This is a genomic window from Tardiphaga sp. (assembly GCF_044340795.1).
Taxonomy (GTDB): Bacteria; Pseudomonadota; Alphaproteobacteria; order Rhizobiales; family Xanthobacteraceae; genus Tardiphaga.
The window spans coordinates 1-11,809 of sequence record NZ_JBIISY010000186.1; the positions used below are offsets into that span (position 1 = coordinate 1).

The window sequence follows — 11,809 nt, forward strand, 5'->3', positions numbered from 1 at the left end:
GTCCGCCCGCACGAAGAGCTCGCCCCTTAGGGTAAACTACCTAGGGGCGGCGTTCGCTCAGGTCTTCCCTTCGCGGCCGTCCGCGCAGACCGGGCTCTGATGCAACTTCCGCTGCCGCCAGCGGCGCCAGCAACGACGACCATGGCGCTGCGTTCAATGTGGACCGCTCCGAAAGGAATTTGCGTCAGATGTCGGTCGTACGAATGGATTCGACCGATATCGTTTTGCCCTATGCGTCGCAAACGGCTGAGATACGCTTTCGATCACGAAAAAAGGCACAGCGAAAGATGAGGAAATCTACGCGATGACGTTTTGACGGCAAGCGCCCTTGCTGACTGGCGCAGCGAACGCCCTAGAACAGCGATTCCATTGATGCCGCAGGCGCCATATTGTAAGATGGCCTCCTACTAATATCAAGCAGCGCGAACGCCCTGGCCTGCGAGCGACACCCTATCTCGTCCGAGCCGCTTGGAGTTGTAAAGCGCTTCATCAGCGTCCTTCAGCGCTTCCGCCAACTTTCTCTCTGATGCGCCGCGACTTACACCGATACTGATCGTCACATTTTCTTCCGTAGCGAAGTGCGCTAGCTGACGCCCGACAGCCGTCCGGAGGTTCTCAGCGAAACGCTCCGTCTCGGCCTGAGTGCGCGGCAATAGAACCACGAATTCATCACCGCCCCATCGGGCCACGACGCCCCCGGGTTCAATACTGCTGCGGATGGCTCGCACGACTGTGCGTAGGACCTCGTCGCCAGCTGGATGGCCGTAGGTGTCATTCAATTTCTTGAAGTGATCGATATCGACGATCAACACACTTACGTCGCCATTTACTCGGTGAAACGCTTCTTCCAATCCTCTGCGATTCAAGGCACCGGTAAGAGCATCGGTCAGCGCGACCTCGGTCAGTCTTCTACGATCTCTTTCAGCTGCCAAGAATAGCAGCGCCGTGCCTCTCAATATAAGAAACACAGTCGCGGTCCCTGCAAACCATGTGTAAGCGACGGGGACGTCGTGCCCAAACATATCCGAGCCGCCCAAGTGGCCGAATGCCGCGAAGACCGTTCGCCCGGCGAAGATTAGGCTCGTCAACGTGAACATTCCGGTCAATAGCCACGCAGTACCAAGGCGTTCACGACGGTGGATCAGCATGCCCTCTCGCGCGATCGCGAGATCACAACAAGCAAATCCGAACGAACAAAGGGCTATTCTAACCTGATGGTCAGAAGCAGATTGCCAGAAGCATGATACAATTGCGACGACGGCTAACACGTACAATGTCGTATTTCTACGGATAGTGACTGGGCCTGAAAAGGACTGTACGCCGAGTAAAAGCACAGCGTAGCCTGCTAAGGTCGCGACATTCGCCATGGAGATCGACAAGATATCCGACGCATAGCCTCGTGTCGCAGTCCCAAGGCAGCCCAAACCGATGAGGATGTTACTCGCCCCCCAAAAGGCGGGCCAGCGCTCGAACCGTCCCACAACGGAGGCTCCAAGCTGAAGAAGGCCCAGAACAAGGCATGTGCCAGCCGCTAGTAGGTAGATTGTTCTCAAATCGAGGTCCACGCGGCCGTCCCTACCCCTAGTTGTCGTGGGTTTTGACGATCATTCGCGAAAGAAATGATAACAAGTAACGAGGGATTTTATGGTTCGCGAGATTTCCAGAACCACGGCGAAACAGAGTGCCTGCCGTTTGCAGGACTGCCGCATCTCAGCAGCATCCGGCGGAACCCAGCTCACTGCACGAATTTCCCCTAGAATTTTAAAGGAGGAACGAATGGGATCGGCGGCCTATGACGTAGTCTAGAACGGCTCAAATTGGAGCATCCATATGACAAGTTGGAAGGCGCATATGACATCAACGAAACCACATTTGACACTGCTGTAGCGGCGGCGTCTTTTGCCATCAGACAAGGCCACCAACTTCATGTGACAGCGCCGAGCAGTGCGATTGGTAACAAGATTGCCTTAGCGGCGAAACGAACTAGGCCGTGGGCTTTGCCGGCATTCAATGTCCTATCAGCGACCGCCACTCATGATGAAGGTCGGCGATGAAAGCTTCGTGCGAGAGCTGATAGAGATCATCATCATGTCCTTGTCATTGAGATATGGAGCTTTACGGCCTATGACCTTTCAGACGAGGAAAGCTTGCTTGACCGCGCATCAGCCCCGATACATATCGGCGAAGCGAGCGGCGACGCTCGTTCTGGCTACAATGCACTTTGCACGGATAAAACTATGAGCACGCCCAACGACGATCGTTTGCCGCCCGCCGACACCGGTAATATCGAGGCCGATCGCGCAATCAACACGGAGATTTCGTACTTCAACCGCACAGGGAATAAGTTGGCGCTTTGGGCCGTACTGGACCTGAGCGCCAAGTTTGGGGTCACCGTTCCGACGGAGGTCTGGGCCAAATTTGCAGAGATCGCCGCAGGGATGGTCAGTCTCGCGTCAGACGGCAAGAGCGGCGCGCGTGGCCGTGCGGCTGAGCCGTCAGATGGCAAGAGCAGCACGCGTGACCGTGCGATCGAGCTTGTGCTCGGAACCGGAAACTTCGCTGGTGGATCCGCATTCAAGGATTATGCAACCCACGTGTCCCATCGAGCGATTACCCAGCGCGTGCGAGAGCTGTTGCTCCAAGATCTTGACGATCGGCAGGGCACACCGGGCGCGTCCTCTTATGGCGCCCAAACCCGCGTCTACGAAAAGGTCGCCGAGGAATTTGGCAAGGAATTAGAGACGATTAAGCGCCTGTTCGAAGAGGATGATAAGGCGGCCGAAGTTTTCGGATACGGGGTCCTAAAGCGGAAAATCGGCGGTGTTGCCGATGTATGAGTTAGTTAAAATGGAGAAATCTAATTTGAATTATTATTCGGCCTAAATTGGACAAAATGGCGATGGCGGGAGCCGCACCGCCAGACCTATGTCGTTGATTTTGTTTATCTTTTTCTCTTGCTGGCAGCGAAGCAAGCAAAGTACCCCATTTTTCCGCCATCGGGCTGCCACCACCCTTGCCAGCTCCGAGGCCACGCTTGCCTCGGGTCTTGGCCAAAAGAAGCCTGCGTTGCCCTTAGCTCTTCTTCTCGCCGCGCGGCACTGAGTTCGTCCTCTTCGGGCAATGCGGCGCGAACGCCTTCCAGGAGGCGCGCACGACGCCGTCGTTCAGCGGCGCGCGCTTCGAACTCCGGCAACTCCCAACCCCTGTCGACAAATTTCCACGCGCCATCAGCAATGGCTGACAGAAACGGCATCTCACCGGCGACGCTCCGGCGCACCGCGGGCGTCAAATACTTCGACGTTCCGATGCTCTGGGGCAAAACCGGTGTCGGCGACCTCCATCGATGTGGGATGCGCAGAAGATCTACAAGCGGCGTGAACTCGCCGCGCTCATCGCGGCCCGTGAGCGTAGGGTCTAAACCGCGGCTTAGCGCTCGAATATTTTGCCAGTGGAAGCGAACCAGATCCGATGCGGTGTCTTTGCGGCGACTACTTATTGCCCATGCGAACGCGTTCTTATCTGCTCGCTTGCGACAGAATGCATTGAGCCACCCCAAACTTCGCGGCAACAATGGATCCGGAATAGACAGAATGATTCTTGTGATCACTTGCGATCGCTGCCCTTCGTGCCGATAGGCCCAGTGGCAGAGTGCCTCCGGCGACCAATATCTGATGCGCGCGGTCAGTTCGTGGGTAAGGTCGGAAGCAGTATCGGCAACGACACTGCTCCGATCCGCCTGTTGCTGCCCACGTGTCAGCGACACGCGCAGGTTGAAGAGAACGCCAAAATTCTGCGGCAAAAAGCTCCCGACCTCCCAGATAGGACGGACTTGCTTCCAATCCAAATAGCCGTCGTCGTACGCGTCCGCGGCTCGTAATCCTATCCGTGACCGTTGCGACACGCGACCCGGCTTTCCGGACGCGCTCGGCCGAGCAATATCACTTGAGGCATGCCGGGACCTGCTACGATCTTCTAGGGCCACGAGCGGCGATTCGTTGATCAATCGGTCGAAGCTGCTCAAGGCCACGGCCAGCTGAGACGCTGTTATTGCATCGCGAGGCTCGATCGCCGCCATAGCCGCCTCCCAGAATGCGGCGATGCTCAAGCCGAGCCGCGCAGCGTGCTCGGCGAAACCGTCAACGAGCCGCTTCAGGATGGACGGAGGCATGGTGCGCATCGCGGGATCGTCACGGACGATCCGCCGCACCTCATTGAAGTATGTGTACGCAAAGAACTGATGCAGAAACCGGAGCTTGCGACTGGGCGCATCTGGCCAGCCTTCGATCGCTCGAAGCTGACGTTCAAGATCCCCCGCGAGGAGTGCCTCGATATAGGAGATCAAACGATCATCGAAATCGAGGTTGAGCGCGATCCTGACATTGGCTTCGTCAATTGCGCCCAGTTCTGACACTTTCTCAAGGGCGCGCAGGAGGGCGCGGGGTTGCCCGCCAACTGCATTATGCATCAAGTCAAATGCGGTGGCACTAAACGGCATGTTCTCGCTCTGACATACCCCGGCCAGCATCGAGGACGTGTCCTCAGAGCTTAGAAGCGTCAGCTCATGCACCGTCAGCCGCTGTACCAGGGCAGGCGGAAGGTCCTTTACCTCCGAGGTCACGATAATAAAAGTCGTCCATTTCGGCGGATGCTCGGTGATCTCCAGAAGGGCCTGGAATGCGCGCCGCGATAGGTTGTGCGCTTCATCCAAAAGCAACACCCGCCGATCGGCGATGAAAGGTACAACGCGCGCGAATTCCAGAATCTCCTGAACTTTCTCGATGGTACTGGTCTCGCCGCACTTAAAATACGCAAAATCCGGAGCTTGCTCGCCCCGCGCCCCGAAATCCTTGCAGTCATCACAAGTATCGCACGCCTCTCCGTCCTTTGGCTGCAGGCAAAGAATTGCCTTGGCATAGATGAACGCTGAACTCGATTTGCCGGTGCCGTAAGGACCGCTAATGAGAACGGATCGCCGCTCGCGAGATTTGATTTGCTGAGACATCCAACGGGTCAACGGCGCTTGGCCGACAACGTCCTTGAACCGCCTCGGACGAAATTTCGCAGCAAGATCAACCATTTATACCAAGGAGAGTCCATCTCTCGTGCGTTCAGCCGCGCACGCGGAGCGCAGATCACGCAAATCACTAGAAGTCAAGGCATTCTGCGACCCCAGTCGATCCCTAGCTCTTCAGCCGCAAAAGATGAATTTCGGATCTGACGCAAACAGAGCGTCAGTACCAAAAGGAACATGCATCATGCATACGCTAGATTCTCCAGAACTTCCCGCATTGCCCGAGACACCTCCCAAGCCAATCGTGTTCAAGATCGAGGCCGACGAGCTCAAAAAGGTATTGCGCCTCGCCCACATTCAGACTGCGGCACCCTTGGTCGACGTCGATGTGACATTGACCGAGCTCCACTGCAAAGTGTTCGCCAAGGACAAAGGCTTGAACATCCGCGCATCCGCGCCGCTGTATCATCCAGAACACGCTCAGGGCGCGCGCTTCAAGTTGGAGCTTGAGATCCTCTCAGGTATCGCGTCGAATTTCGACGGCGTGCTCTCGTTCACTTATGATGCAGATCAAAGGAGCTTGCGCTGGTTCACGGAAGGCAAGGTCGGACGCTATGAGACTGAGGTTCTGCGTAGCGAACCGGAAGCCGAGTCCCCGGAAGCTCAGCTGCTCGCAACGATGCCGGCTTCGACCTTGGGCGAGGCCCTCCAGCAAGCGTCACTTTTCGCCTCGCGCCGTGATCGTCAAAATGCGAACAGCGACGGAATTCGTCTCGGCGAACAGGCCGTGCGGAGCGGATACACGGCGGCAATTTCCATGTATTCGTCTTCGGCGATACCCAGCGAGCTTCAGATCTATCTGCCGAAGAAGCGCGCGAAGGCCGTTCGAACTGCTCTCGCCAAGGTGTCCGGCCCTGTCGAAATATTCGGTACCGACACCTCGATCGAACTGCACGCCAAGAATCTTCGCGTGACCTGGGCCAAAGGTAGCTACTGGCCCGCGGCGCTCGACCGAGTGTTCAAGATGCCGGTGACGAGTTCCTTCTCGCTGCCGACCAGCGACGTGCAACGCGCGATCGGCCTTGTCTCCATTGGCTGTTCGGTGGTCCAACTCAAAATCGAGACCCAGGACGAGACCGGCCGCCTCGTATTAACCGGCCACAACGGCAAGAATAGTCGGAGCGAAACGCCTGTATCGCCATGGATGGCTCGCGAGGACCTGCCTTATGACCATTGGATCTTTGCACTGGACGTCGCCGATCTACTGGACGCGGCTATGGCTGTTCGTACCGAAACGACCGTTATCGACGTCATCGATCGCGGTCTGATTGTGCGTGCCGTCGCACCGAGCTACGAGACCGCTGTGGCCCTCGGCGGGATCAAGGCCGCTTAACCAGTGGCGCCCCTGCCACCGCGGGGGCGACACCTGTTCGACGATCCAAACGCGCTGGCGTTTGCCCGGTGACGGGAAGGTCCGCGAAGATCACCCGCTCATCACCGGCCCTCGGAACATAACCGGGGGCCTTTGATTTTAAGTCTGCCGGGCCAGCCGAGATCGGCGCTGTGGTTGAGGCGCAAAGGATCCGAAATGGTGGACCAATCGACCGTTAATGACCTGGCGAAACTATTGATAACGCAATTTTCCAAGAACTTTCATACTGCCTTCTGCGGCCAGCAGCTCATAAGCTGTCCGGGTCCCAAACCTATGCTGCGACATGTCCGAACAACGACACGCCCCGGATATCGCACTAACTTTGTCCAATTCCTTCTTCTCAGCTATCTAACTGAAGGACCGGCGCTGTCAGGGCAATAATTTGAGCATCGTCCGCGCCAAGGCCGATGGCCTGCCGATCACAGGGCGACCTCAGAATCGAAGGCGACGATTCATCTTGCAAATCGATGGACTGCGCTGGCGAGCCGCTCTCGCGCCCATGCGGCTATGCGCTAATGAGCTCAAACATGGCAGCCCGAGCCTTGGTACGGTCCGTGCGGCCGCAACGCTAGCCAGCCGGACAACAAGGGCAGATCGACATCGCTTACAGGGCGCGCAGATCGTTCGCCCAGCTGTTCAGACCGAGAGCAACGAGCCCTTTACAAACGCCATCTTGGAGGTTCGTCTTGTCAAAAAGGTATCCAATCACGCTGTCGAGATTGCTAGCGTCTTTGAAGTCGCGTTGGAACAGCGAGACCCGCTCCCGCAGTTCATCGGATGACAGCCTATCCCGGCCGATCGAGTAGACCGTCTGGAGTTCAGCTAAGGCATCTACCGAAAAGTGCGACTGAACCTTTTTCAAGGCGTTCGCGTATGCAGTGCCTTGCTCGGCCATCTGCGCCTTGCGCTCAGATGTCGGCAAACTCGCGCTCGTAACCGTCTCGCGCGGATGAAGCTTGCGCCATTCTGTCACCGCAAGCTTCAGGTCATCGAGGGACAAGTAAGTCAGTGCTTCTTGAAGAGCCATTCCGATCGATCGTTCACATTAGTCTTTTGATAGATATTCGTCAGGCGGATGAAGCCGCCTCCCGCGGTTCTTCGATTGTCTTTAGGGCAGTCCAAAGCATCAATCGTTGTGTCGAGCCCGCTCTCTCTTCGACGGGGTCGTCTGCAGGCGACATCATCGCTCAACGGCGCGACTCGCCGTGCCAACAGAACAAACTTCGACCGAAACGCTGGTGCAAGCGGGCGCGAAGACTGAGACAAGTGGCTTGACATAGGGTATTTAACCAAAGCCCGCTGCCTGCCCTTCCTCTGCCTTTCTGCCTTCCTTCCCGCCTCTCTATCTCCCTCTGCCTTTCTATAACCGGGAATAACATGGGAAGCTCAATATCACTTCGGCGAATCCGCGCGGCCACTCATTCGTTTGAAGAAGGCTTTCTATCCACCAGGCGGATCGCGGGGCGTGGCTTAGATTGCGACTCCGGACGGCACGAGACGTCGATGGCCATCATGACGTTGCTCAACAGCGTTGGAGCTTGCCCACCCATCGCCCAATAGAACTCGTCGGGACAGCTATCGCCATATCCATCAATGACATCGGCCAGCGCAGCCCGCTTCTCCGGGTCGGCAGCCTTGATGACCGCTTCAAGCGCTTCAAGAAAATCGTACATGCCCACAAATACGTCGTCGTCTGTCATTAGTGCTTCCATTCATCGAATCGACTCGGCATCAGCCGCGCGATCGCGTATCAGATCATAATACCGCGCGCAATCTGAGAACTTCGGACTACGGGTCACTTGCTTCACCGAAGGCAGGCGTCTCACTGATAAGCGATCGGGCGTCGGTCGCAATGGCTGAAGAATTTACGCGTCATCTAAGATGGCGACGACGAATCCATGATAGACGGAAAACTAATCCGAGCTTGCGCGATATGCTCGAGCACATGCAGGAATTGCAGGCACAACCGGCCTCTCATGCGTCCGAATGGACCGATCTTCATAATCTGCGATGAGCGGCCTATCCTCATTAACCTACCTTCGCCTACATCTTGTCTTCCCTCGTCTACTGCTTCCTGACGTCCGCTCATTTCGTCGGTCTCTCCGGCTTCCTGTCAGATGAATGACGGCGGGCGGTTACCACGGTCGTACCACGTCCGACAGGCGCAACTTCGCGCATCGTCCTCCGAATCCCTCCCGCCGCGCGACCGAGGGATGAACATGACCGACGACATAAACTTCAATAAGCCATCTATCTGGAACGGTGAGGCACTCACCGGAGAATGGCTTGTCACGATCAAGGTGGACGGCGTACGTGCGCTATGGAGCGACCGCCGAGGCTGGCTCAGCCGCGCAGGTCGGCCACTTTATCACATTCCGCCATGGCAAGCCGGAGCGCGTGACTGCGAGCTCTACGTCAACTCCTTCCGCGAAACGATCGTTGCCACGCGCACCAAATATCCAACGGCTGACACGCCGCCCATTCATCAATGCCACCTCTATGGGCTCGATCCGATTGACCCGAGGCTTCACCTCGGCACCCTCGCCGATCCCAGCGCCGAGGCCATCCGCCTAAAACTCGCGCGCGTCCAAGCACTGGGTTATGAAGGGCTCGTCCTCCGACAGGGGAAACGCTGGATCAAGGTCAAGCCATCCGAATCCCATGATGTTCCGGTCACCGGCTTCGTCGAACGTCGAGGCAAACACACCGGGATGCTGGGCTTCATCACCACCCCACGCGGCAATGTCGGCTCCGGTTTTTCAGACGAGGAGCGGCGAGATCTTTGGGCTGAAGCCAGCGCCGGTACGCTCGTTGGCCAAATCGCCGAAATCCACTGTATGGAGCTGACGAGCGCGAACCGCTTTCGCCATCCAATCTTCATCCGCATGCGCCCGGACAGGGCCCGCTGAACATAGGGGGGGCCCATCGCAGCATGAGAACGCGCATCGCGCGATCATCTGGCGACATCACGTCAAGCCGTCATGCTCATCGTGAACGCCGCCTGCAGACTCCGACTCCATCATACTTCATCAAAGCAAATGAACCAGCAGAGGCATGGTCTGACGCTGCCGCGGGCGCCGTCATGCCGCGCCAATTGCTCACGGGTCTCGCTAGGGCGAGCGGAAAAGGTCGAGAGAGACGCTGTACCAACCGGCCGTGATCGATGAGACAAACCGATTGACATCGATTATTTTTCAAAAGCAGCCTTCTTCCACTCTCTGTCCGCCTTCCTTCCCTCTGCCTTCCTTCCCTCTGCCTTCCTCCCTTTCTGCCTTTCTGCCTTTCTGCCTTCCCTCTGCCCTTCCCTGCCTTCCCCCCGCCAACCTCTCCTTCGATCCATAGGGATTGATAAGAGACACCATTGATGTTCGGGCAGCGGTTCGAGCTATTCATTTTCCAGTCAAGAATTTCGTAGGGGCTGATCGCTGGGTCTGATTGGATCGTTAGTACATGACCTAGCGCTGTAAACATTCTCTGCATCGCTCCGAATCCCTCTCGCACGCTCCTGTGCGATTGGAGATTCGAATGTCATCTTTCCTGACCACGCCGCCACTGCCGCGGGTCCCACTCGTCCCGCAGTCCATTCTCAAGGACCACGGCGTTTCATGTATTATAGATTCCCGCTTCCGAGCGGCGGCCAGGCTTTTGCAACATCTCTGGCTGCGTGATAACGGCATTCCGACCGGCCACCACATCCGCCAAGACGGCGAGGGCGATGTGGTCATCCCGCTTGAATCACTCCTATCGCCCGAAGCCGCACGCGCCGGCCACAACTTCATTTCTCCTGCAGTCCACACCTTCGTCAGACACAGCCTCATCATGAGGGAGGAAGGCGCTCACTACGACGAGGAAAGGCTGTTTGGCAACGCTTTGTCCTCAATGCCGATGTGCTTCAACGTCTTCGCGCCATTGGCCATGGATCTCCAACTTGCCACTGAAACCTTTCGCTTGCTGCTACCGAACTTCGTCAAGCAAGTCCACGGTATCAGATTTGAAACGGCGCCGAGCCAAGAACGCGATCGGCTTGATCCCCGTTTCTTAATGGATGGCAGTGCCTGGGATCTCGCAGCGGAAGTCACTGACGTTGACGGTGAGCGGGCTACAGTGTTCATCGAGGTCAAGTATAGTGAGACTCTTGATACTAATCCGGCACGGCCCCGCGAGCGTTACCTCACCGCCGCGCGGGAAGTCGAACTCTACAACGATCCTGACTCCTTCGTCTTGCGCTCAGTTGCCTGTGAACAATTCTTCAGGGAGCACGCCCTGAGTCAGCTCGCTGTCAATGCGGGCCTTACACCGCGCGCATTGTTCGTCGTCGTCGCACCGCGCCTCAACCGCCGGGTCCAGGCAGCGATCCGCGTCTACGCCAATGAGCTCATTCCAGAAGAAGAGCTCGACTACGATCGCGTCCGCTTCCAACCGATCACGCTCGAGTCAGTGATCGATGCCATTCGTCAAGCGGGTGCCGTCGACCTCGCCAAGACCCTATGGGGACGATATTGCGACTTCGAGCGCATTTTCCACCTCGCCATGGCGGAAACCGCCGGCGGTCAATGCGTGGGCGGCGACGACACAGCTACCCCGCCTCCTTCATCTCCCAGACGTCCAGGCAATCGCCGACGCAATGAAGTGGAGGCGAGTCATGCGTGAGCTCAATCTTCTCACCGTCGAAGACAGAGTGGCGCTCCTGGTCAATGGCCTTTCGGGAGAACGTGACCACAAGCCCGTGGTTAAGCTCTTCACCCCGGACGCCGCCGCTATCTGGCTCCTAACCGAGTGCGACGTTGACGAGCCGGATTCTTTATTCGGATTGTGCGACCTCGGGTTAGGCGCGCCAGAGCTCGGCTTCGTCAGCTTAGCTGAGATCATGGAGGTCCGAGGGCGTCTCGGTCTTCCCGTGGAACGTGACAATAGCTTCGTCGCCGATAGGCCGCTATCCGCATACGCCGAGAGGGCGCGAACGGCTGGGCGAATTGTAGTGTGATGGAAGAGGGAGGCGCTTCGCACGACCTCCCTTTTCCCTTCCACATGCGATATGTCACCTGCTCCACCATGAGATCCGGCGGCACTATGCTAACGTATGCGATCGGGGACATTCACGGTTGCGCCCAAAAGTTGGAAAAACTTCTCCTGCTCTGCGAGAAGCATGCCGCCGGTTCCTCCAGAAGAATGATCTTCCTCGGTGACTACATTGACCGAGGTCCAGCCAGTGCGGCGGTCATCCGAATTCTGAGGACGCTCCAGATCGAACAACCAGACTCAATCACCTGCATTCTCGGCAATCACGAGGATATGCTCTTGGCCGCATTTGATGATGCGTTGTTCGAGGAGAACTGGCTATTAAACGGCGGAGATGAAACACTCCT

General features: G+C 57.2%; 10 protein-coding genes. 6 read left to right on the forward strand and 4 right to left on the reverse strand.

All coding sequences use genetic code 11. The features are described from left to right. Positions 1-413: 413 nt before the first annotated feature. Positions 414-1,148, reverse strand: a complete 735-nt coding sequence (locus tag ACIQ17_RS24295; RefSeq protein ID WP_398471787.1) for a GGDEF domain-containing protein — start codon at positions 1,146-1,148, stop codon at positions 414-416. Between the two features lie 1,089 nt (positions 1,149-2,237). Here ACIQ17_RS24295 and ACIQ17_RS24300 point away from each other — a divergent pair. Next, positions 2,238-2,837, forward strand: coding sequence for a hypothetical protein (locus ACIQ17_RS24300; protein WP_398471788.1), 600 nt, complete (start codon positions 2,238-2,240; stop codon positions 2,835-2,837). 104 nt (positions 2,838-2,941) lie between these two features. Here ACIQ17_RS24300 and ACIQ17_RS24305 read toward each other — a convergent pair whose 3' ends face one another. Continuing rightward, positions 2,942-5,077: an ATP-binding protein gene (locus ACIQ17_RS24305; protein WP_398471790.1), complete on the reverse strand. Its 2,136-nt coding sequence runs from the start codon at positions 5,075-5,077 to the stop codon at positions 2,942-2,944. Positions 5,078-5,255: 178 nt separating this feature from the next. Here ACIQ17_RS24305 and ACIQ17_RS24310 point away from each other — a divergent pair, with 178 nt between their 5' ends. After that, positions 5,256-6,404 carry a hypothetical protein gene (locus tag ACIQ17_RS24310; RefSeq protein ID WP_398471791.1) on the forward strand — a complete coding sequence of 383 codons (1,149 nt, stop codon included), beginning with the start codon at positions 5,256-5,258 and terminating at the stop codon, positions 6,402-6,404. A 643-nt stretch (positions 6,405-7,047) separates the two neighbouring features. On the opposite strand, the gene ACIQ17_RS24315 is transcribed toward ACIQ17_RS24310, so the two are convergent. Both ACIQ17_RS24315 and ACIQ17_RS24320 read right to left on the reverse strand, forming a co-directional pair. Next, on the reverse strand, positions 7,048-7,470 hold the full coding sequence (locus ACIQ17_RS24315; RefSeq protein WP_398471792.1) for a hypothetical protein: 423 nt from the start codon (positions 7,468-7,470) through the stop codon (positions 7,048-7,050). A 391-nt stretch (positions 7,471-7,861) separates the two neighbouring features. Next, positions 7,862-8,143, reverse strand: coding sequence for a hypothetical protein (locus ACIQ17_RS24320; RefSeq protein ID WP_398471793.1), 282 nt, complete (start codon positions 8,141-8,143; stop codon positions 7,862-7,864). Positions 8,144-8,656: 513 nt separating this feature from the next. Here ACIQ17_RS24320 and ACIQ17_RS24325 point away from each other — a divergent pair. The 4 genes from ACIQ17_RS24325 to ACIQ17_RS24340 form a co-directional block, all read left to right on the forward strand. After that, positions 8,657-9,352, forward strand: coding sequence for a hypothetical protein (locus tag ACIQ17_RS24325; protein WP_398471794.1), 696 nt, complete (start codon positions 8,657-8,659; stop codon positions 9,350-9,352). A gap of 616 nt (positions 9,353-9,968) precedes the next feature. Continuing rightward, positions 9,969-11,093 (forward strand): PGN_0703 family putative restriction endonuclease, encoded by a 1,125-nt coding sequence (locus ACIQ17_RS24330; protein ID WP_398471795.1) that lies wholly within the window; start codon positions 9,969-9,971, stop codon positions 11,091-11,093. After that, positions 11,086-11,427, forward strand: a complete 342-nt coding sequence (locus tag ACIQ17_RS24335; protein ID WP_398471797.1) for a DUF2958 domain-containing protein — start codon at positions 11,086-11,088, stop codon at positions 11,425-11,427. The genes ACIQ17_RS24330 and ACIQ17_RS24335 overlap by 8 nt, the downstream gene beginning before the upstream one ends. A 131-nt stretch (positions 11,428-11,558) precedes the next feature. Continuing rightward, the coding region (locus ACIQ17_RS24340) for a metallophosphoesterase (protein WP_398471798.1) at positions 11,559-11,809 on the forward strand (251 nt) is incomplete at its 3' end.